At 52.4% G+C, this 21786-nt stretch carries 19 protein-coding genes and 1 riboswitch; of the genes, 7 read left to right on the forward strand and 12 right to left on the reverse strand.

Annotation, left to right across the window (positions count from 1 at the left end; genetic code table 11):
• Positions 1 to 54 precede the first annotated feature (54 nt).
• A complete protein-coding gene (gene speA, locus AB7038_RS10730) occupies positions 55 to 1959 on the reverse strand; it encodes a biosynthetic arginine decarboxylase (RefSeq protein ID WP_024474825.1) in 1905 nt (634 codons plus the stop codon).
• Between the two features lie 667 nt (positions 1960 to 2626).
• Here speA and metK point away from each other — a divergent pair.
• Positions 2627 to 3781, forward strand: coding sequence for a methionine adenosyltransferase (gene metK / locus AB7038_RS10735; RefSeq protein ID WP_369453292.1), 1155 nt, complete (start codon positions 2627 to 2629; stop codon positions 3779 to 3781).
• A 72-nt stretch (positions 3782 to 3853) separates the two neighbouring features.
• Here the strand turns inward: metK and AB7038_RS10740 are convergent, their stop codons facing one another.
• The 3 genes from AB7038_RS10740 to AB7038_RS10750 are packed head-to-tail and all read right to left on the reverse strand — an operon-like array spanning position 3854 to position 5018.
• On the reverse strand, positions 3854 to 4279 hold the full coding sequence (locus AB7038_RS10740; protein WP_368889087.1) for a DUF6691 family protein: 426 nt from the start codon (positions 4277 to 4279) through the stop codon (positions 3854 to 3856).
• Between the two features lie 9 nt (positions 4280 to 4288).
• Complete coding sequence (locus AB7038_RS10745) at positions 4289 to 4699, reverse strand: YeeE/YedE family protein (RefSeq protein ID WP_369453293.1); 411 nt, start codon at positions 4697 to 4699, stop codon at positions 4289 to 4291.
• Position 4700: 1 nt separating this feature from the next.
• Positions 4701 to 5018 carry an ArsR/SmtB family transcription factor gene (locus AB7038_RS10750; protein WP_368889089.1) on the reverse strand — a complete coding sequence of 106 codons (318 nt, stop codon included), beginning with the start codon at positions 5016 to 5018 and terminating at the stop codon, positions 4701 to 4703.
• A 109-nt stretch (positions 5019 to 5127) separates the two neighbouring features.
• Between AB7038_RS10750 and AB7038_RS10755 the strand changes: the two genes are divergently transcribed.
• Positions 5128 to 5679 (forward strand): SprT family zinc-dependent metalloprotease, encoded by a 552-nt coding sequence (locus AB7038_RS10755; protein ID WP_369453294.1) that lies wholly within the window; start codon positions 5128 to 5130, stop codon positions 5677 to 5679.
• Here AB7038_RS10755 and AB7038_RS10760 read toward each other — a convergent pair.
• The 4 genes from AB7038_RS10760 to hcp all read right to left on the reverse strand — a co-directional run bounded on the left by AB7038_RS10760 (position 5660) and on the right by hcp (position 10300).
• Positions 5660 to 6721, reverse strand: a complete 1062-nt coding sequence (locus AB7038_RS10760; RefSeq protein ID WP_369453295.1) for a magnesium transporter — start codon at positions 6719 to 6721, stop codon at positions 5660 to 5662. The genes AB7038_RS10755 and AB7038_RS10760 overlap by 20 nt on opposite strands.
• Positions 6722 to 6796: 75 nt before the next feature.
• Positions 6797 to 6969: riboswitch (M-box (ykoK) riboswitch) on the reverse strand.
• Between the two features lie 87 nt (positions 6970 to 7056).
• The gene (locus AB7038_RS10765; protein WP_025152738.1) at positions 7057 to 7446 is read right to left on the reverse strand and encodes a nuclear transport factor 2 family protein; all 390 of its coding nucleotides are present in this window, start codon (positions 7444 to 7446) and stop codon (positions 7057 to 7059) included.
• Positions 7447 to 7573: 127 nt separating this feature from the next.
• Positions 7574 to 8581 carry an NADH oxidoreductase gene (gene hcr / locus AB7038_RS10770; protein ID WP_369453296.1) on the reverse strand — a complete coding sequence of 336 codons (1008 nt, stop codon included), beginning with the start codon at positions 8579 to 8581 and terminating at the stop codon, positions 7574 to 7576.
• A 66-nt stretch (positions 8582 to 8647) separates the two neighbouring features.
• Complete coding sequence (gene hcp, locus AB7038_RS10775; RefSeq protein WP_369453297.1) at positions 8648 to 10300, reverse strand: hydroxylamine reductase; 1653 nt, start codon at positions 10298 to 10300, stop codon at positions 8648 to 8650.
• A 256-nt stretch (positions 10301 to 10556) separates the two neighbouring features.
• Here hcp and AB7038_RS10780 point away from each other — a divergent pair, with 256 nt between their 5' ends.
• The 4 genes from AB7038_RS10780 to AB7038_RS10795 all read left to right on the forward strand — a co-directional run bounded on the left by AB7038_RS10780 (position 10557) and on the right by AB7038_RS10795 (position 15115).
• Complete coding sequence (locus tag AB7038_RS10780) at positions 10557 to 11162, forward strand: peptidoglycan recognition protein family protein (protein ID WP_214214016.1); 606 nt, start codon at positions 10557 to 10559, stop codon at positions 11160 to 11162.
• A complete protein-coding gene (locus AB7038_RS10785; RefSeq protein WP_262882226.1) occupies positions 11156 to 11566 on the forward strand; it encodes a hypothetical protein in 411 nt (136 codons plus the stop codon). The genes AB7038_RS10780 and AB7038_RS10785 overlap by 7 nt, the downstream gene beginning before the upstream one ends.
• Before the next feature lie 235 nt (positions 11567 to 11801).
• Complete coding sequence (locus AB7038_RS10790) at positions 11802 to 13943, forward strand: TonB-dependent receptor family protein (protein WP_369453328.1); 2142 nt, start codon at positions 11802 to 11804, stop codon at positions 13941 to 13943.
• A 14-nt stretch (positions 13944 to 13957) separates the two neighbouring features.
• On the forward strand, positions 13958 to 15115 hold the full coding sequence (locus AB7038_RS10795) for an ABC transporter substrate-binding protein (protein ID WP_072869867.1): 1158 nt from the start codon (positions 13958 to 13960) through the stop codon (positions 15113 to 15115).
• Positions 15116 to 15181: 66 nt separating this feature from the next.
• Here the strand turns inward: AB7038_RS10795 and AB7038_RS10800 are convergent, their stop codons facing one another.
• Positions 15182 to 16561, reverse strand: coding sequence for an alanine/glycine:cation symporter family protein (locus AB7038_RS10800; RefSeq protein ID WP_368889096.1), 1380 nt, complete (start codon positions 16559 to 16561; stop codon positions 15182 to 15184).
• Positions 16562 to 16777: 216 nt separating this feature from the next.
• Here AB7038_RS10800 and clcA point away from each other — a divergent pair, with 216 nt between their 5' ends.
• The gene (clcA, locus tag AB7038_RS10805; protein WP_072869862.1) at positions 16778 to 18178 is read left to right on the forward strand and encodes a H(+)/Cl(-) exchange transporter ClcA; all 1401 of its coding nucleotides are present in this window, start codon (positions 16778 to 16780) and stop codon (positions 18176 to 18178) included.
• Positions 18179 to 18184: 6 nt separating this feature from the next.
• Here the strand turns inward: clcA and tehB are convergent, their stop codons facing one another.
• The 3 genes from tehB to AB7038_RS10820 all read right to left on the reverse strand — a co-directional run bounded on the left by tehB (position 18185) and on the right by AB7038_RS10820 (position 21763).
• On the reverse strand, positions 18185 to 19048 hold the full coding sequence (gene tehB, locus AB7038_RS10810) for an SAM-dependent methyltransferase TehB (protein ID WP_108657598.1): 864 nt from the start codon (positions 19046 to 19048) through the stop codon (positions 18185 to 18187).
• A 69-nt stretch (positions 19049 to 19117) separates the two neighbouring features.
• Positions 19118 to 20197, reverse strand: a complete 1080-nt coding sequence (locus AB7038_RS10815) for a linear amide C-N hydrolase (protein ID WP_004237752.1) — start codon at positions 20195 to 20197, stop codon at positions 19118 to 19120.
• Between the two features lie 72 nt (positions 20198 to 20269).
• Positions 20270 to 21763 carry a DHA2 family efflux MFS transporter permease subunit gene (locus tag AB7038_RS10820; RefSeq protein WP_440590466.1) on the reverse strand — a complete coding sequence of 498 codons (1494 nt, stop codon included), beginning with the start codon at positions 21761 to 21763 and terminating at the stop codon, positions 20270 to 20272.
• Between the last annotated feature and the right edge of the window lie 23 nt (positions 21764 to 21786).

The following is a 21786-nucleotide window of genomic DNA, read 5'->3' on the forward strand; positions in this document are numbered from 1 at the left end:
TTCCTTTATCAATGTCTTACTGACACAAAGCCGGACGTAATATCCCGCCGGGTATTATTCATCTTCCAAATAAGTATAGCCGTACAGGCCGCTCTCGAACTCTTCGGTAAAGGCCTTTTGCTCCTCTTCATCCAGATCAGAGATTTTCACCTGATCACGGAAGCGTTCGAGCAAAATTTTCGGGTCGAGCTTCACATACTGAAGCATATCCGCCACGGAATCGCCCTCTTCGCTTTCCAGATAGCGCACCTGACCGTTTTCACCGACATACACATCGAGTGCTGCGGTATCGCCGAACAGGTTATGCATATTGCCGAGGATTTCCTGATAGGCCCCAATCATGAAAAAGCCCATCATCGGCGGATTTTCCGGGTCATAAGACGGCATCGGCATAGTGGTTGCCACCCCGTCGCCGTCCACATAATGATCGATAATACCGTCGGAGTCACAGGTGATATCCAGCAGCACCGCGCGGCGATCCAGCGGCTTATCCAGCCCCTCAATCGGCAGTACCGGGAACAGCTGATCGATCCCCCACGCATCCGGTAAAGACTGGAACAGCGAGAAATTCACATAGAATTTATCCGCCATACGCTCCTGGAGCTCATCGATAATCGGGCGGTGTGCGCGGTTACCCGGATCGAGATCCTGCTGGATACGGCGGCAGATATTCAGATACAGCCCTTCCGCCCAGGCGCGTTCGGTCAGGGACAGCATGCCCTGCGCGTACTGGGTGTGGATATCATGCAGATCGAGCTGGCTGTCGTGCAGCCATTCGCGCAGAGAGCGGGCATTGCCTTTGGTCTGCATCTCTTCCCAGGTTTCCCACAGGCTGGCAACCGGACGTGGTGCATCCTCAGCAGGCGCTTCCACCGGGGAGAACTCGTTACGCTCCACACCGATCACATTGGAAACCAGTACGGTATGGTGCGCCGTCAGGGCACGGCCGGATTCGGTAATGACTGTCGGGTGCGGCAGGCCGTGCTCTTCACAGGCATCGCCGATAGCCCAGATCACATTATTGGCATACTCATTAAGCCCGTAGTTCACAGAGCAGTCAGACTGCGAACGGGTACCTTCATAATCCACCCCGAGGCCGCCGCCGACATCAAAGCACTGAATATTGACACCCAGCTGATGCAGCTCGACATAGAAACGGGCGGATTCACGGACACCGGTGGCGATATCGCGGATATTCGCCATCTGCGAACCGAGATGGAAGTGCAGCAGCTGCAGGCTCTCCAGGCTGTCTGCCTGACGCAGCATATCAATCAGCTGCAGTACCTGAGTGGCCGCCAGACCGAACTTGGATTTCTCGCCGCCGCTGGCCTGCCATTTACCGGAGCCCTGAGAGGCCAGACGCGCCCGCACGCCGAGGCGCGGTACCACATCCAGATTTTTCGCTTCCTCAAGCACCACAGCGATTTCAGACATTTTTTCAATCACAAGATACACTTTGTGACCGAGTTTCTCGCCCATCAGGGCAAGACGGATATACTCGCGGTCTTTATAGCCGTTGCAGACGATTACACTGCGGGTCATCCCGGCGTGCGCCAGTACCGCCATCAGCTCTGCTTTGGAACCGGCTTCCAGTCCCAGCGGCTCCCCGGCATTGACCAGGGTTTCAATCACGCGCCGCTGCTGATTGACCTTAATCGGGTAAACCAGAAAATAATCACCTTTGTAACCATAGGATTCGCGGGCACGGCGGAACGCGGCATTAATTGAGCGCAGACGATGCTGCAAAATCTGCGGAAAGCAGAATAATGCAGGCAGACGGATGTGTTCCCGCTCTTTCTGCACACGGTTGACCAGCTCAGCCAGATCAACGGCGGCCTGCGGCATCTCCGGATTCGGGCAGACGGTGACATGACCGAGGTCATTCACACCGTAATAGCTGCCGCCCCAGTATGCGATGTTATAGGTCTGCTGCATCTTCAGCGCGATATTATCATTCATTAGTCATCTCCTGATTCTGGAGTGAAACTTACCTGTATGGCTGACATACGCCTATCCCCCTTCACCGTGGGATAAATCTGTCCTGTTGACAAGTAAAAATTCAAAATGGATTACATCATCCGGCAAAAACCGGACACAGATTTACGGGCTTACCGCAGAGTGACCCGCCTGCTTGCGTTATCCGGTCTGTTTGAGTGTAACGGATACGGAAAACACCGTGCAGAGCACGTGTCAGTCAGAGAGGAAGAGAGAACAGAAAAAGACGCGGACACATGCTGTAAAGCACGTGGCTGTTGAACGTCAACAAGCAGCAGATAATGGTTCATTAACCCATTTACCCCCACACAGGATTACACACCGTAACCCCCGCCTGAATCATACAGAAAACCTGAGTTTCTGCCGTTTATAACTGAAGAAAAATTCACAGCTACTGGCCGCAGTTTATACCGGTTATGACACAAAAATGCAAAATCAAAATGACGGATAAGTGTAAAAAATAAAAACAGTCCGGTAACACATTATTAAAAGTGAAAAAAACCACATGAAAAACAGTTCACACTATAAAATTTCTGGAACCGCTGCCGATTATACACTAGAATAGCCGTCTAGAAGTTAATACATCCATCAATGTGCCGAAAGTTCACTTCACTTAAGGTAGAGAAAAATAATGACTACACATCTTTTCACTTCTGAGTCCGTATCTGAAGGACACCCGGATAAAATTGCCGACCAAATTTCGGATGCAGTCCTTGATGCGATTTTAGAACAAGATCCCAAAGCGCGTGTTGCCTGCGAAACCTATGTCAAAACCGGTATGGTTCTGGTCGGCGGTGAAATCACCACCAAGGCCTGGGTTGATATTGAGGAAATCACGCGCCGTACTGTCCGTGAGATTGGCTATACCAGCTCATCCATGGGCTTCGATGCTGATTCCTGTGCGGTAATCAGTGCTATCGGCAAACAATCTGCCGACATCAACCAGGGCGTTGACCGCGCTGACCCGCTTGAGCAGGGTGCCGGTGACCAGGGTCTGATGTTTGGTTATGCCTCAAACGAAACTGACGTGCTGATGCCGGCACCGATCACCTATGCTCACCGTCTGGTCGGGCGTCAGGCTCAGGTGCGTAAAAGCGGCACGCTGCCATGGCTGCGCCCGGATGCGAAAAGTCAGATCACCTTCCGTTACGATGACAACAAAATCGCCGGGATTGATGCGGTTGTGCTGTCAACCCAGCACTCTGAAGACATCTCACAGAAAGATCTGCACGAAGCGGTGATGGAAGAGATCATCAAACCGGTTCTGCCGGTTGAGTGGCTGGATCCGACCACCAAATATTTCATCAACCCGACCGGCCGTTTTGTTATCGGCGGACCAATGGGTGACTGCGGTCTGACCGGCCGTAAAATCATCGTCGATACTTACGGCGGTATGGCTCGTCACGGCGGCGGTGCATTCTCCGGTAAGGATCCGTCAAAAGTTGACCGTTCCGCAGCCTACGCGGCCCGTTATGTGGCAAAAAATATTGTCGCTGCCGGTCTGGCTGACCGCTGTGAAATCCAGGTTTCCTACGCGATTGGCGTGGCAGAGCCGACTTCCATTATGGTAGAAACCTTCGGTACCGGTAAAGTCTCCAACCAGCAACTGACTCTGCTGGTGCGCGAGTTCTTCGACCTGCGTCCGTATGGTCTGATTCAGATGCTGGATCTGCTGCACCCGATTTATCAGGAAACCGCAGCATACGGTCACTTCGGGCGTCCTCAGTTCCCGTGGGAAAAAACCGACAAAGCAGAACAACTGCGCGAAGCAGCTGGCCTGAAGTAATTTCCTGTTATCAGCAGGCACAAAAAACCGGCTTTTCAGCCGGTTTTTTTATGTTCTGAATCCGTAAATACATTATGATTTACTGCACTGCCGTGATGAATACAGCGCAAAAATCACCATCCCGGCAATCATTGACGCAGTAAATACCAGTCCTTTGATACTGAGCATCCCGGATAACACAATACCCGGTCCCGGGCAGATCCCCGCCAGCCCCCAGCCGATACCAAACAGCAGTGCGCCGGTCAGCAACCGTTTATCAATTTTACTGTTCGCCGGTAACTCAAGCGGCGTGCCGCATACGGTCTTTTTCCGTTTTTTGGCCACGATAAAAGCAACCATACTGATCGCCATCGCAACCGCCATGGTGATCAGCAGAGAAGGATCCCAGTTGCCGGTGATATCCAGAAACGCCAGAATCTTCTGCGGGTTACCCATCCCGGCCACCAGCAAACCAAGGCCGAACAAAATCCCGCTGATTAATGCAGTGATAACAGGCATAGCGCGTCCTTATTTCATCAGCCAGACAGTCAGAAAAGCACTGGCTATAAACACCGCCACAGCGGCAAATGATCGTTTTGATAACCGCGCCATACCGCAGATACCGTGCCCGCTGGTACAGCCGTTACCCAGCCGGGTGCCGAAACCGACCAGCAGACCGGCCGCAATCAGCAGCGGATAATCCGCCGCGATCACCACATCCGGCTGACCGGCAAACAGTGTATAAATCCACGGAGCCCCTGCCAGCCCGGCAATAAACGCTATCCGCCAGCCGCTCTGCTTTGTGAACATATTGGCGAAAATCCCGCTGATCCCGGCAATCCGCCCGTTAAACAGCAGCAGCACAGCAACCGCGATGCCGATCATCAGCCCGCCCAGTGCCGCACTGACCGGCGTAAAGGCCGCGCTATCAATAATCATATTATTTTCCTTGTTTTTCAGGACAATAAAGCTGATACAGCGTCGTCAGCAATATCAGGACTTTTTCATCTGCCACGGAATAATAGATACGTTTTCCTTCACGCCGGGTATTTACCAGTCCTTCATTACGCAACACCGTCAGTTGCTGTGATAACGTCGGCTGATTGATGCCGGTCCGCTCCTCCAGTTCGCTGACATTGCATTCCCCCTGACTCAGCTGACAGAGCAGCAGCAGACGATCCGGATTTCCCAGTGTTTTCAGCAGGGCAGCAACGCCGTTGGCGGCTTCCTGCATATCGGTAAGCTGTGTTGGTGTCATGAATTTATTCCTTACGACATTATATAATTAAATATAATATTATTTTGCAACATATACAACATGCTGATAACGGTTGCAGCTTTACGTCAGTATCGCTAAGCTTCCGGCTATGAAACCGACCCGAGTCCCCGCCGCATTACAGCAGGCCTGCATGCAGACCCTGCGTGATTATCTGGCCCGCGCCTGCCGGGTGCTGAAGACTGATTATCCGGAGCCTGAACTGAACTATCGTCAGCGCGGCACCACCGCCGGCAGTGCCTGCCTGCAAACATGGGAAATCCGCCTCAATCCGGTGTTACTGACGGAAAACGGCTCCGGATTTATACAGGATGTGGTTCCCCACGAGCTGGCGCATCTGCTGGTTTACCGCCGTTTCGGACGCGTGGCACCCCACGGGCGGGAATGGCAGTGGATGATGACAGAGGTGCTGGGTGTTGCGGCCGTCCGTACACACCGCTTTGATGTGACGTCTGTCCGCTCCCGGACATTCACCTACCGCTGCCAATGCAAAACGGCACATGAACTGACCGTCCGCCGCCATAACAAAGTGTTGCGCGGGGAAAGTCAGTACCTGTGCCGTCACTGTAAAAGTACGCTGGTGTGGGATAACAGTGCGGTTGCAATATCATCCCCCTGCGACCTTACACCAGATCAGTCATAATCAGTTTGGCCATTTCGAAGTAGATAATCAGCCCGGTGCCGTCAATCAGTGTGGCAATAAACGGCGCGGAAACCACCGCCGGATCGACTTTCAGACGCTTGAGCACCATCGGGATGACAGAAGACACCACCGCACTCCAGACTGTGATACACACCAGTGTCAGACTGACCACCATCATCACTTCCGGCCCGACCCCCAGGAACCAGGCGCGGATCATCCCCGCGCATCCCATGGTAAAGGCGACCAGCAGTGACGTGGACAGCTCTTTTCGCAGCACCGCACCGATATTGCGCAGGCTCACTTCTCCGAGTGCCATCGCACGGACAAGCGTTGAGGTGATCTGTGTTCCGCTGTTACCCCCGGTGCCGATCAGCAGCGGAATAAAGAAAGCCAGCGAGATAGCCGCTTCCAGTTGTTCCTCAAATGCCTTGAGCACCGTACCGGTATAGGCTTCCGCCACAAACAGCATCAGCAGCCAGACTGCGCGCTTACGCCACAGCGTAAACGGACTGGTGCTCAGATAAGGCTCATCCAGCGGCTGGGAACCGCCCTGTAATGCCGCATCCTGGGTGTTTTCATCCTCAATCAGCTCCGCGATATCCTGCGGACGCAGGATGCCTGCCAGCTTGCCGAACTGCACCACCGGTACAGTATCAATCCCGCTGTTGTTGATAAGCTCGTACACGTCGTGCCGGGACTGCTCCGGTGACACAGAGAAATAGGTCTGGCGCATCACATCCGCGACAAACGTATCTTCCGCTGCGGTCAGCAGGGCTTTGACCGGCAGGATACCATTCAGGTAATTATCCTCATCCAGTACATATAAATAAGTGGGGATCTGCTCACCTTCCAGCTCCTCACGCAGTGTGAGTTTGACGGCAGCAATCGTGTCTGACACGGTCACGCGGATATACGCCTGACTCATGTAAGCACTGACTGCGTCTTCATCATTACGCTGCGGACGATCGGTATGGTGTGGCGGATTAACGGATGGCGCGGAAATGACCAGCGCGTCCGCTTTTTCGTAGTTGGTTAACTTCATGATGTGTGACCCTAATGTCTGTTATGGACTTCAAACAGCACTCCAATAGGGGCGAAACCAGATGAGAGAATGCGTAGGCTATCTCACGTCTCGGTTTTAGCACTATACAACGTATCCCGCAGACTGCGGGAAGTTACTTCGGGTTATACCTTCTGTTCGATATAACCTGTCCTAATCTTGGGCGTCTCTCGACGTCGTCAGATCAGCAACCTTTGTTTGTATAGGAGCCTCGCCTAACGAGATACTGCACCTTAAATGCGGCGCGAATTATAACTCTCAGAAATTATATGGCGAGGACTATTCGTATTTCGTTTAGAAAGCATTGAGGTTACCGATCAGGTCCGGGAGCCAAGATCATTATCGCTCTCATCACCGGTCAGCTGCCGTGTCACTTCCTCACAACGGACAATTTTGCCGTCTGCCAGACGGAAACAGGCAAAAACCTCAAAGGCTGCATGCTCGCCACTGACTTTTTCCGCCTTAGCGATATGCTGAGTGTGCACACAGGACTCACCTTCTGCGATGGATTTAATCTCAATGGTAATACTGCGGGTTGCCATTTTCAGGGCATTAAGATGGGCAAGAAATGCGGGAAACTCAATTGTCTGACCATTCACCACCTGAACATAATCACGGGAAAAATACTGTTCCACCAGGGATTCATCACCGATATGTTCACCGAGAACATCAGTCAGGGCACGGGTTACAAACTCTGTCTTATTCATTGCTGAAAATCCTTTTTTATTATGATCACATTTACAGCATAGCGGAAACCCGGCGTTTATCCGCCGGAAACAGAAAAAGCGCCGCTGAAAACGGCGCTTTCTTGCCATTATACCGAATGATTCTCAATCAGGCTAATTCAACATTGCCCTGAATCTGACAGCTGCACGCCAGAACATAACCCTGCTCAATCTCTTCCGGGGTCAGCGTCATGGTGCTGGTGGTGGTGTATTCACCGCTGCGGACGCGGGTTTTACAACTACCGCAGACACCGGCGCGGCAGGCCGCCATCACCGGTACACTGTTCGCTTCCATGGCTGCCAGCAGCGTCATACCGACAGGCACTTTCACCTGACGCAGCGGGGACTGAATCGTCATGGTAACCGTCTGCTCTCCGGCTTCCGCTTCCGGCTCCGGCCCGAAACGCTCCATAAAGAAACAGTCCGGGTTCACATTCAGTGCCTGACAGAATGTCTGCACATTCTTCATATACGGTGCCGGACCACAGGTCATCACCGTGTGCTGTGCGATATCCGGGATCAGGGCTTTCAGTTTTTCTTCTGACAGGCGGCCGGATAATAATTCATCCGTTTCATCACTGTTTTCCACCATCAGGATCAGACGCAGACGGGCCGGGAACGCAGTCAGCAACTGCTGCCATTCCTGAGCAAAAATCACCTGCTGTTTATCACGCACGTTGAAAATCACCGTCACCTGACTTTCCGGCTGACGGTGCAGGATCCAGCGGGTCATCGACATCACCGGTGTCACGCCGCAACCGGCGGCCAGCATCAGATAGCGCTCTGCCGGACGGGTATCACAGGTAAATTCACCCTGTGCATCAGACAGCCACAGGTAATCACCCGGTTTCACCTCGCCGGTCAGCCAGCCGGAACCCTGTCCGTCATCCAGACGTCGCACCGTCAGGCTCAGGAACGGACTCAGTCCCGGTGTGGACGATAAGGTATAAGCACGCAGTGTCTCATCACTGTTGCGGATACTCACCAGCGCATACTGCCCTGCGTGATACTGATAAAAATCGTGGTTAATCAGATTGATAGTCCACACATCCGGGGTTTCCTGCATGACAGAATGGACCTGCATGCGGTTCGGACATAAAGACGTCGGCATTGTCATCGGGCTCTCCTGACTCCGTGCCGGAGAAGGCGTAACCGCCCTCCCCGGTACTAACAATTACAGCAATTACGCGCCTAACACAGCGCGTAAATCATTTTCTACAGTGGTAATCGGACGCATACCGAATTTTTCATTCAGTACATTCAGCAGATTGTCAGTCAGGAATGCCGGCGCCGTCGGGCCGGTGAAGATATCCTTCACACCCAGCGCCAGCAGGGTCAGCAGAATCACAATCGCTTTCTGTTCAAACCAGGAGAGCACCAGTGTCAGCGGCAGATCATTCACGCCGCAGCCCAGTTTCTCAGCCAGTTTCACCGCCAGCATAATCGCAGAATAGGCATCGTTGCACTGACCGACATCAAGCAGACGCGGCAGCCCTTCCAGCGTACCGAAATCCAGCTTGTTAAAACGGTATTTACCGCAGGCCAGCGTCATAATCAGGCAGTCCTGAGGCACCTGACGGGCAAAGTCAGTGTAGTAGCTGCGCTCACCACGGCTGCCGTCACACCCGCCGACGAGGAACACATGACGCAGTTTGCCGGTGGCGACCAGGTCAATCACGGTATCTGCGGCATTGAGCAGGGTTTCCCGGCCGAAACCGACGGTGATCAGGTGTTCGATTTCGCTGTACGGGAAGCCGTCCATCGCCTGAGCCTGCGCGATAATATCGCTGAAATCATCACCGTTCAGGTGTTTCGCACCCGGCCAGCCGACGATACTGCGGGTCCAGATACGGTCGGTGTAACTGCCCGGATTCGGGTCCAGAATACAGTTGGAGGTCATCAGGATCGGGCCCGGGAATTTGGCAAACTCAGTCTGCTGGTTCTGCCAGCCGCTGCCGTAGTTACCGACCAGATGTTTGTATTTTTTCAGTTCCGGATAGCCGTGTGCAGGCAGCATTTCACCGTGGGTGTAAATGTTCACACCGGTGCCTTCTGTCTGTTGCAGCAGCATATGCAGATCTTTGAGGTCATGACCGGAGATCAGAATCGCTTTACCTGCCACCGGACGGACGTTCACGGAAGACGGCGTCGGATGACCGTAAGCTTCGGTTTCACCGGCATCCAGCATTTCCATGATTTTAAAGTTCATCATACCGATCGCCATAGACTGGTTGAGCAGCTCACCCATATCAGACGGATCAGTCCCCAGCCACGCCATGATTTCATGGTACTGGCCGTAAATTTCATCGCTGTATTTGCCCAGCACATGGGCGTGCTCCATATACGCCGCCGCCCCTTTCAGGCCGTACAGGCAGAGCATACGCAGACCGTGGATATCATCACCGATAGCCTGCTTATCTTTATTCAGGGCAAATTCATCCGCCTGTTTCACCAGTGACGCAATATCCGTGCCCTTCAGTTGCAGGTTTGCTAACGGGTGATTCACAACCAGCGCCGGATTTTTTGCCAGACAGCGTTTCATCAGGCTGTCACGCATCACAATCGCTTCCTGCGCATAACCGATGATGCGCTCAGAATCGAAGTTAACGTTGGTTAATGTGGAGAAAAACGCACGCGGCGCAAAGCTGTCTGTGTCGTGATCGATGATACCTGATTCACGCGCAGCAACCGCCCACGCTGAAAGACTTTCCAGCACTGCTACCAGCAGATCCTGTAAGTCAGATGTTTCTGCGGTTTTACCGCACATGCCCTGGGCATAGGCACAGCCATTACCCACCGGCGTACGCATCGTTTGTTCACATTGCACACAGTACATGCTCTTGCTTCCTTATAAGTTGTATTTTATATGCAACATAAGAATACGCCATTTCAGACCGGTGAAAAGAGGTTTTCCTGACTATCATTCCTTTGCTTGATCTAAAGCAAAAATTAACCGGCAAGCCACACCACTATCGCGAATGATTAACATTTACAGCGTGTTAAACATCATGCTGACTAAGGGATTGTCCGATAGTTTGGAATACGGCGGCGTGATATAAACCGGTAAGGTAACTGACCAGAGGATGGATAAAATGTTATATATTGATGACAACGGATTAGTAAAATCAAACCGCATTACCATTAAACGATTCAGTAAAATCGAGCGCGACCCGATGGATAAAGTGAACGGTATTATTGTTCACCAGACTGGTACGCCTGCTGAAACACATGTCTTTAATAGTTACAGTCATGCAGGCAGTAATGGCGCTCACTTCTTAATTGATAAAGAAGGCGTGATTTATCAGACAGCTTCGTTGTTTAAAACAACGTGGCATTTAGGAAAAATGAAATCGAGATGTGTTATTACAAAAAAATGTGAACCATCTGAACTCAAAAAAATGGCAGACCTGGAAAATAAATTCAGAACTAAAGCTATCTCAGATATAGAGAAGGCAAAGTCATTTCCGGATCGCTACCCAAGTAATACTGATAGTATCGGCATTGAAATTGTCGGTTACTATGAACGTGACAGTGATAATAATGACATATATGACGCAGTGAACAGCAAACAAAATGCATCTCTTAAATGGCTGATATCAGAACTTTTAGAAACATTGGATATTTCAATATCTGAAGTATATAAACATCCTGATGTAGCAAGAAAAAATACAACTGAAGCGAGTACTGCATCATGGTAAATAAATTCTCTATCCTGTTACTTACGATAGCTCTCACTCCTGAAGCAATGAATGCTATGTCTGTAAAAAATATAGAAATAGAAAATTCAGGAATTACCGTCACAAAAAATCCCCCTGCGGGCGAAGTTAATGCCTGTAAAAAATTCACACCAAATAAAGAACAACTGATCAATTACTTCCGGTCAGCAGAAATATCGTCAGACATGTCATGGGATCATGATTATTATTCATCCTGTATTTCATACGGCAGTCTTGAACTTGAAAATGGTCAGACAGGTGAATGGCGAATATCATCAAGCGGTGCCGGTGATATCCGCTTTCCTGATGGTAACTATATCTACCTGTTCCGCGAAAAGAATGAATGGGTTGACTCTTATTTATGCGGTGACGAACCCGATTGCTGACATATTCTGCCCTCTCCCGGGATAACGGGCGGACTAATCCATCAAAACCGCCCGTTCCCCGCTAAAACAGCAAGATCGCATTCACACTAGAAATGATTTTCACCACAGCCATTCAACCCTCAAATTCCGAACCATAAAATCAGCATCTTAGTAACTTTCCGTTAAAAAATTATTGCGTACAGGTAATGATTGTAATTATCATTTGCCTTCTTAAATTCTCACGGAAAACTGAGTGATGACTGATTCCTGTAACGCACACTACCGCCCTGCCCGCCTCACTCCGCTGGCACTGGCGCTCGCTGTTATCAGCAGCGGCAGTATCGCCGCCACCGCAGATACTGAAACCCCGCTCGTCGTTGTCGGCAACTGGCTGGATAACACTGATAACAGTGATACTCTGCTGAACCACGGCGGCGCACGGACCATCAAAACCAAAAAACAAATCGATGAGTCCGGGGCGGAAAACATAGCGGACGCCCTGCGCGGTATTCCGGGCGTTCAGGTGCGGGACAGCAACGGCACAGGCGGCAGTGACGTTTCACTCAATGTCGGTATCCGCGGGCTTCCGGCACGGTTGTCCCCGCGTTCCACTATTCTGCTCGACGGCATTCCGCTGGCCGCAGCCCCTTACGGACAGCCGCAGTTATCGATGTCACCACTCTCATTAGGTTCAATCAGCAGCATTGATGTGATGCGCGGTGCCACTTCCGTCCGCTACGGGCCGCAAAACGTCGGCGGCGTGATTAACTTTGTCACCAAACCGATTCCGGAAACCTTCAGCGGTTCCGCGTCCGTCAAAACACAAGGCGCGCGCACCGGCGGGCTGAAAACCCTGACGGATGCCTCTGTCGGCGGCTCAAAAGAAGATGGCTCTGCGGGGGCACTGCTGCTCTACTCCGGCCTGCACGGCCAGGGCTACCGCAAAAACAATGATAATACCGATATCGATGACATCATCCTGAAAACCCGCTACGCCTTCAGTGATACTGATGAACTGCTGGCAAACTTCCACTATTATCATGCGCAATCCGGGATGCCGGGCGGCCTGTCGGAAGCACAATACAAAGCCGATCCTTACCAGTCAGTCCGCCCGTTTGACCGCTTTGAAGGCAACCGTCAGGATATGTCCTTTAAATACCGCCATCAGGAAGATGATAAACAGTTTGAGTTACTGACCTGGTTCAGTAAAAGCTACCGGGGCAGTTATATTGAAAGCGAAGGAACAAAAGATAATGCAGGCAAGAGCCGTCTCGTTTCCTACCCGCGCCACTACACGGCTTACGCCATTGAACCCAGCTATTCACAGCTGTTCCGCTTTGATAATCAGTCCCACGAAATCACCCTGGGTTACCGCTATCTGAATGAAACGGCAGATGAAAAAGCCTACCGCTCCGGCTGGTATCCGACCGGTTCTCAAAGTTCACGCCCTCAGACAGACAGCTACTATCAGCATACCTCCGGCGGCACAGAAGCTCATGCCATCTATATCGATGACACCATTAATGTTGGTAACTGGACGGTTATTCCCGGCCTGCGTTATGAAAACATCAAAATTCATCTCGATGACGGTTTCCGTAACCAGTTCCGCAGCAAAAGTTACAGCGAGCCATTACCGGCGCTGTCGGTGATTTATCATATTGATGATCAGTGGAAACTGTTTGCCAACGCGGGCAGTTCATTCGGCAGTCTGCAATATTTCCAGCTTAATACAGCCGGGGCGGGTAATGATCCGGCAAACGGCCTGAGTGCGGAAAAAGCGCATAACTATGAAGCCGGAACACGGTTTGATGACGGGCTGCTCTCTGCGGAAATGACCCTGTTCTATATCGATTTCAATGATCAGCTGCAATACATTGAAAACTCGACCGGCTGGACAAACCTTGGTGCAACCACCCATCAGGGGGTGGAGCTGGCGCTGAATTATGACCTGAGTGAAACAACGAAATGGCTCGATGGCGCCAGTATCTACAGCACTTATACCTACACCAAAGCAGTGAGCAAACGCGGTAATTTTGCGGATAAAGATCTGCCGTTCTACTCCCGCCAGCTTTTTACTGCCGGTGCCCGCTATGAAACCGGAAACTGGGTGTGGAATCTCAGCACCTATGCGCAGTCAAAACAGCAGTCACCGGGAACCGGGGAAAACTACATTACCGAAGGTAGTGCTGACGGGCGTTACGGCATTATTCCGGGCTATATGATGTGGGATGCCCGTGCCGAGTATCACTTCGGCCCGCAATGGTCAGATCTGACGCTTGCCGCCGGGGTAAAAAACCTGTTTGATCAGGCCAGTTTTACCCGCTCGACAGATAATAACTACGGCATTTACGCCGGACAGCCGCGCACCTTCTTTGCGCAGGCTTCCGTGAAGTTTTAAAGGTCATTCATATAATGAAACGCATGTTCCACGCTGCCGGACGTTTTCCGGCACTTCTCATCACTCTCTGTGCCGCACTCGCGGCACTGTTGCCGTTCAGCACAGCAGCGGCTCCGATCACGGTGACGGATATCGCCGGACGGACAGTCACCGTCAATGCCCCGGTATCCCGGATTATGCTGGCAGACAGCCGGGTATTAGTTGCGCTGAATATTCTGCATCCGTCTGAACCGCTGAAAGGTATTGCGGCATGGGATGACGCACTGACCAAAAAAGCACCGGATCTGCGCATTGCGTATGAAAAGCCGTTTCCGCAGCTGAAAAATATTCCGGTATTTCCTAATCCCTACACATCGGATTTCAGTGTCGAAAAAGCGCTGACTTATCAGCCGGATCTGGTGATTTTTGATACCGGACTGCAAAGTAAACTGACCGAAAGCGGCACCCTGGATTTGCTGGAGAAAAGTGGTATTCCGGTGATATTTATCGATTTCCGTCAGTATCCGCTGCAAAACACCATGCCGAGTATGACACTGCTGGGACAGGTCTTCGGGCAGGAAAAACAGGCAGCGGCATTTAATGCTTTTTACCGCCAACGCCTGGATCTTATCCGCTCCCGGGTTGCAAACATCCCGGAAGACAAAAAGCCCACAGTCTTTATTGAACGTGCAGCGGGTCTTGCCGGGGAAAACAGCTGCTGCAAAACCTTTGGTAATGGTAACTTCGGGGAGTTTGTTGCCGCTGCCGGAGGCCATAACCTCGGTGCAGACTGGTTTAAAAACGGTATGGGGGGTGAAGTGAATGAAGAACAGATTATTGCCGCTGATCCGCAATTTTATCTGATGACCGTTGCCGACTGGGAAAGTACCCGCAAAGGCAGCGTCTCAGTACCGCTCGGCTATACCGGCTCTGAGGAGCGTGCAGTACCGGCACTGGAAAAACTGATGGCACGGCCGAAACTGCAGCATCTCACGGCGTATCAGCAAAAGCAGGTATTGGCACTGTATCAGCAATACTATGACACCCCGTTCAATATTATTGCAGTGGAAGCTATCGCCAAAATGCTGCATCCGGCACTGTTTCCTGAGCTCGATCCGCAGGCAGACAGCCTGATGCTGCATAAAACCTTTACTGCACTGGACGGCAGCGGCCTGTTCTGGCTGCAACCCTGATCATCACATCAGTTGCTGCATCTGAATAACGGGCAGTTTTCTGCCCGTTATCTGCACGTCCCGCCGCTATTTTTTCTGATATAACTCATTCGCCATATCAATACTGTCTGCATTAACATCCCGGATGTGGTCACGCGTCAGACGGTACACCACCGGGCTTAATAAGATCAGTGCGATCAGGTTCGGGATCGCCATCATGGCATTCAGGGTATCCGCCAGCAGCCAGACAAACTCCAGCGACTGTGTGGCACCAACCGGTAATGCAATCAGCCACAGCACACGGAAAATCTTAATCGCCTTCACGCCGAACAGATACTGAACACACTTCTCGCCGTAGAAGCTCCAGCCGAGGATCGTGGTAAACGCAAAAATCGTCAGCGCAATCGCCACAATATAGTTTCCGCCCGGAATCGCCGCTTTGAAAGAAGATGCGGTCAGTGTGGCACCGGTTTCCGCTGTCAGCCAGCCACCCATAATGACAATGGTCAGCCCGGTTACCGAACAGACAATAATGGTGTCAATAAAGGTGCCGAGCATAGCAATAAGCCCCTGACGGATCGGGTTCTGGGTTTTCGCGGCAGCATGCGCTATCGGCGCACTGCCCAGACCAGCTTCGTTGGAGAACACGCCGCGCGCCACCCCGAAACGTATCGCTGCCCAGACGGTCGCCCCGGCAAACCCGCCCTGTGCCGCCACCGGTGTAAAGGCAGAGGTGATAATGAGGGAGAACGCCGCCGGAATTTCACTGATATTCAGCGCCAGCACCACAAGACCGGCACCAAAGTAGCCAACGGTCATAAACGGCACCAGTTTACCGGCCACGTCGGAGATACGGCGGATCCCGCCAATCAGTACCGCACCGACCAGCAGCACCAGCGCCACGCTGGTTACCCACTTGTTGATGCCGAAGTTACTCTCCAGCACATCCGCCACTGAGTTGGCCTGAACAGTGTTCCCGATACCGAACCCGGCGCAGGCACCGAATACCGCAAACAGTGTCCCCAGCCAGACCCATTTCGGGCCGAGGCCATTTTTGATGTAATACATCGGGCCACCGACATACTGCCCGTATTTATCCACTTCACGGTAACGAACTGCCAGCACAGCTTCTGAGTATTTTGTCGCCATGCCGACCAGCGCCGTCATCCACATCCAGAACAGTGCACCCGGCCCGCCCATCACCACCGCCGTTGCCACACCGGCGATATTGCCGGTGCCGATAGTGGCGGACAATGCAGTCATCAGGGCATTAAACGGGGAGATCTGCCCTTCTCCGCGGGATTCATTACGCTGAAATAATAATCTGAACCCGGTTCCCAGTTTACGGATCGGCAAAAATCCCAGCCGAATCTGCATATACAGCCCGACACCCAGTATTCCCACCAGCATCGGCACACCCCATACCACGCCGTTCAGCGCGCCCAGCCACTCTGTTATCAAATCCATTCACGCCTCCTGACCAGCCCTGTTACTTTTTTATTTTACGCGTCACATATAAATAACATTTATTTATCATTTATTAATAAAGCGGAAAAACGCCGGAAATGCGAACAAAAAACGTCCGGATTTGCGTTGGATTTTTGAATCTGTGAAGGGTGTCACTTGTCACAAATTGAATTAAAATAGTGATTAATTTTTATTTGGAATGGATCATGTTCAGCCATGTCAGATGCTTTACCGCATACGACAGCCACGCTTAAACGCCGTTATCGTGTGCTTAAACGCCTTAAAGAACGCAACCTCGCCCCTGTTACTGTCCTGCTGCTGGCGGCTGCCGTCGGCGCACTCGCCGGTTTTACCGGTGTGCTGTTTGAACGCGGGGTCAATTGGGTAGGCGAATACCGGGTCAGCTCTCTGTCTTCACTGACAGAGAATAAAGAAATACTTATCCCGCTGATGTTTATTGTTTCCGCCCTGCTGGCCATGTCAGGCTACTGGCTGGTGCGGCGTTTTTCACCGGAATCCGGCGGGTCGGGGATCCCGGAAATTGAAGGGGCATTGCAGGATGTCCGCCCGGTGCGCTGGTGGCGGGTGCTGCCGGTGAAATTTATCGGCGGACTGGGTACTCTCGGCTCCGGTATGGTACTGGGACGCGAAGGCCCGACCGTACAGTTAGGGGCAAATATCAGCGGACTGGTCAGTGCCCTGGCCGGGGTGAAAAACAAAGAATCCCGCCACACATTGCTGGCCACCGGTGCCGCCGCCGGTCTGACCGCCGCCTTTAACGCACCGCTCGCGGGGATCCTGTTTATCATCGAGGAAATGCGTCCGCAGTTCCGTTACAGCCTGATTTCCATCAAAGCCGTTTTTATCGGCGTGATCATGTCGAGCATTGTTTTTCAGACCTTTAACAGCGGCGCGCCGATCCTGGATATCGGCAAATACCATGCCGCCCCGCTCAATACTCTCTGGCTCTATCTGGTGCTCGGGATGGTTTTCGGTGTGATTGGTGTGATGTTTAACCGCTTTCTGCTCACTATGCAGACACAGTTCCGCCGTTTTTATCAGGACAAAACATCCCGTTTTGTTGCCACCGGCGGGCTGATTGGCGGATTATGCGGTATTGCCGGGCTGTACTGGCCGCAGGTAACCGGAGGCGGGTTCGCGGTGATCCCGGATGTCGCCGCGCTGCACTATTCCCTGACCGGTATTCTGATGATCTTCCTGTTCCGCGTGCTCACCACGGTTATCTGCTTCAGTTCCGGTGCGCCGGGCGGGATCTTCGCGCCGACACTCGCACTCGGCACACTATTCGGCAGCTTCTTCGGCTATGCCGCCATGCTGCTGTTTCCGCAGTATCAGATTGAACCGGCGACCTTTGCCATTGCAGGCATGGGAGCGCTCTTTGCCGCCACCGTCCGTGCGCCGCTGACCGGTATTGTGCTGGTACTGGAGATGACCGATAACTATCAGCTGATCCTGCCGATGATTATCACGTGTCTGGGAGCAACACTGCTGGCGCAGTATCTGGGCGGGCGTCCGCTGTATTCGGTACTGCTGGAGCGGATCCTGATGCAGAACGGCACGCCGCCGGAAAAAACCGGTGACGCGCCGCGAGGGTAATAGTAATCAGGCTTTTTTGCGGGCAATCAGAGTGGCGAAATTCAGCCGGATCCGGTTGCCTGCCGCATCAGTGCGGTGCAGATGTCCCGGGTTTTCGTTGTATTTCAGGATCTCCCAGTCCGCATAATAGCCGGATAACTCCCCCGGTTTCAGGAAGCAGTCAAACGGCAGTTCATCATACGGCATATTCTCTGTTTCCACCGGGCAGACAATCAGGTTATACCCGTCCGGGCGGGTATGCGCCTGCATATCGGCGATGATCGCAGCAATATTCTCTCTTTTCAGGAACATCAGCACGACGGTGGAGATAATGATGTCGTAATCATCCTGTAACGCATGCTGGTTGATGTCATACACCTGCGTGCGGATATTGCTGATCCCCGCAGCGGCTTTCACATCTTCAATCGCCTGAATGTGCTGCGGATTGATATCCATGGCTGTCACATCATAACCGAGCTGCGCCAGGAAAAAGCTGTTGCGCCCGCGTCCGGAGCCCAAATCGAGTGTTTTACCCGGTTTTGCCATTGTCACCAGTTCACGGACTTCGGAGTGCGGACGGGTCAGTCCGTGGATTTTATAGAACTCATCTTCAGGCTGGCACCAGAAGGCAAGCTGACAGGAAATATCATCACTGACAGATTCAATTTTGTGCCACACCTGCGGGTCAAGACGCGGTGGCTGATGCGTGGTATCAAAGTGGTAGCGGGTCTCTTCGCCATTTTCACCGAAAACGACAAAATCCATCTCCCCCGCCAGAACCGTCAACTGTGCCCACGTCCCTTCCGCCGTATTATGGCGATCCGTAAAGGCCATCGGGATAGTGGTTTTTTGCCAGACCGGCAGGGTTTTATAGCAGACTAAGTTTTCCATTTTACGCCTCACCTTGAAGATGCATTTTAAATACATCTTATATCCTTTCCGGTGAAGCGTAAATGACTTTTATTTCTGACGGGCGATAACTTCGTTTATCCCCTGAAAGACAAACGGTTTAGCATCGGTGAAATCCTTTGCCACATCACCGGAATAAATGTTTTGCTGTTCAGGACCCAGATCCAGTTTCTTCACTTTGCCGTTTTCTTTGCTGAAATCCACTTTCTTCAGGTCAACCCAGAAGATATTGGGTGTCAGCGCCGATTCAAAGAAATAAATCTGACGTTTGTGATCCACCACCGTACGCCAGCGGGTGGAGGAGATATTCGGCTCTTCTTCGGTATTCAGCCCGAACGGCACAGACACATTGCGGATAACGCTGAACACTGATGCCACTGCTTTATTCGGTGTGGTTGCTTTCGGAATCGCATTAATATAGAAAGATCCGCGCGCAAAACGGTCAGCGGAACGGTTGGTGCCCGGCAGCATAACGGTGCCGTTGATTTGCTGCCAGTAGCTGTCCAGTGCCAGCTGCTCGCTGAATACCGGAGAGTTGGTCATTACCTGATATTTACGGCTGTGATGAATTACCTGCTTACCATCAATATATTCAATAATGGCGCTGTCACCGGAGGCATCGGATAATGAAAGGTGCAGTGTCGCCAGGCGCTCTTCACCCGGGACTTTATCGGTGATCACCGCGAACGGCTCTTTTTCCAGTGCGGTAACCGCTTCTTCAACGGTCGCGTAGTTATCCAGCACATACTGCGCCCAGGCCGAGATACTCAGGGTGGGTTTGTTACTTTCCGGTGTCGGATACACGGATTCGACCAGCCACAGCAGGTTTGCGGACAATCCCTTTTCATTAATGCCGTCGGTGGTGGAAACATCATAGCCGGATGCCACTACGCTGCCGTATTTGGACACCCATTTCACGGAATTCGGCCCGGCGGCACCATCACGCTCCATCCCCTGCGGGAAAATCCATAAATTGGTACCGACATCACTTTTCCAGTCCATTGACCGGGCGGTGATCACCTGAGCATCATCCCCGAGATACACCAGCCGGGTGCAGGCGGAAGCAATCTGAGCAGCCAGTAATGTGGCCGACGCGACCGCACCGGCAAGTATAATTCGCTTAAATGTCATGAAAAACCCCTTTTCATTGCGTCCGGCAACCGGCAGCTTACCGGTTACACTTCCTTATTACTGTAGTCCCTATCAGGATTTTGTGGCAAACGGCGGCCGGGCAAACCAGATAAGAACAATCAATCCGATAAAGACGCCGCCGGAGAGCCAGAAAATCTCATTGGCACTGATAATCAGCCCCTGGGCGGTAATTTCCTTCGCCAGATAGGCGGAGGTCTGCGCTTCTGATAACCCGTGCTGCGCCATCTCCTGATACATCTGTACCGATTCCGGATTATACGCGGTGATGGATTCCGTCAGCTGAGAATGATGTAACGATTCGCGACGGCTCCACAGCGTGGTGGTGATCGATGTCCCGATAGAGCCCGCCAGTGTCCGGAAGAAGTTGGCCAGTGCGGAGGCGGAGGCCAGTTTCTCCGGCGGCAGACCGGAAAGCGTGATGGTGGTGAGCGGCATAAAGAAACAGGCCACTGCAAAACCCTGCACCAGCTGCGGCCAGACCGAAGCGTAGAACCCCATTTGCGGCTCGAAAGTATAGGCGCGCCAGTAGAAACAGACGGAATACACCACGAAACTAAAGGTTACAATCCAGCGTAAATCCACCACATTGGAGATCTTACCGACAAACGCGGAAATCAGTATCGGCACCAGCCCGATAGGTGCCAGCGCCAGCCCCGCCCATTCCGCCGTATAACCGTACACCTCCTGCAGCAGCTGCGGCAGCAGTACAATCGCGCCGAAATAGACCATATACGCCAGACTGACCGACAGTGTGCCGATGGTAAAGTTACGCGACTTAAACAGCGACAGCTCGACAATCGGGTTTTTATCCGTCAGTTCCCAGATCACCAGGAAGACCAGCGCAACGGCTGCAATAATCGCCAGTGCGACAATTTCATCTGACTCCAGCCAGCCGAGATCTTTCCCTTTATCCAGCAGGATTTGCAGACAGCCGATCCCGATCACCAGCAGCGACAAGCCAATCACATTGAGCGGAACCTTTGTCACCTTCGATTCCATACCACGCAGCAGCATCAGACTGACAAGCACCACCGCAATGCCGATAGGCACGTTGATAAAGAAAATCCAGCCCCAGTGGAAGTTATCACTGATATAACCACCCATAATCGGCCCGAACACCGGCGCCAGAATGATGGTCATCGACCAGAGTGCCAGCGCGGTATTCTGTTTGGCAGGCGGGTAACTTTTCAGCAGCAGGCTTTGTGAGAGCGGGATTATCGGCCCGGCCACCCCGCCCTGTAACACGCGGAAGAAAATCAGCATTTCCAGGCTTTCTGATAACCCGCACAGCAGTGACGTCAGGGTAAACAGCCCGGTGGACCAGATAAACACCCGCACTTCCCCGAAGCGCTTGGCCAGAAACCCGGTAATCGCGATGGAAATCGCGTTGGATACCCCGAACGAGGTAATAACCCAGGTGCCCTGTGAGACAGAGGCACCGAGATCGCCGGAAATGGTCGGGATCGCCACGTTGGCAATGGTGGAGTCCAGCACCTGCATAAAGGTGGCCATCGACAGCGCGATGGTCGCCCAGACCAGTTTCATGCCTGTTAACGGTTGATTAGCCA

Origin of the sequence: Morganella morganii (genome assembly GCF_041099235.1) — a bacterium.
In the GTDB taxonomy this organism is placed as follows: Bacteria; Pseudomonadota; Gammaproteobacteria; order Enterobacterales; family Enterobacteriaceae; genus Morganella; species Morganella morganii_E.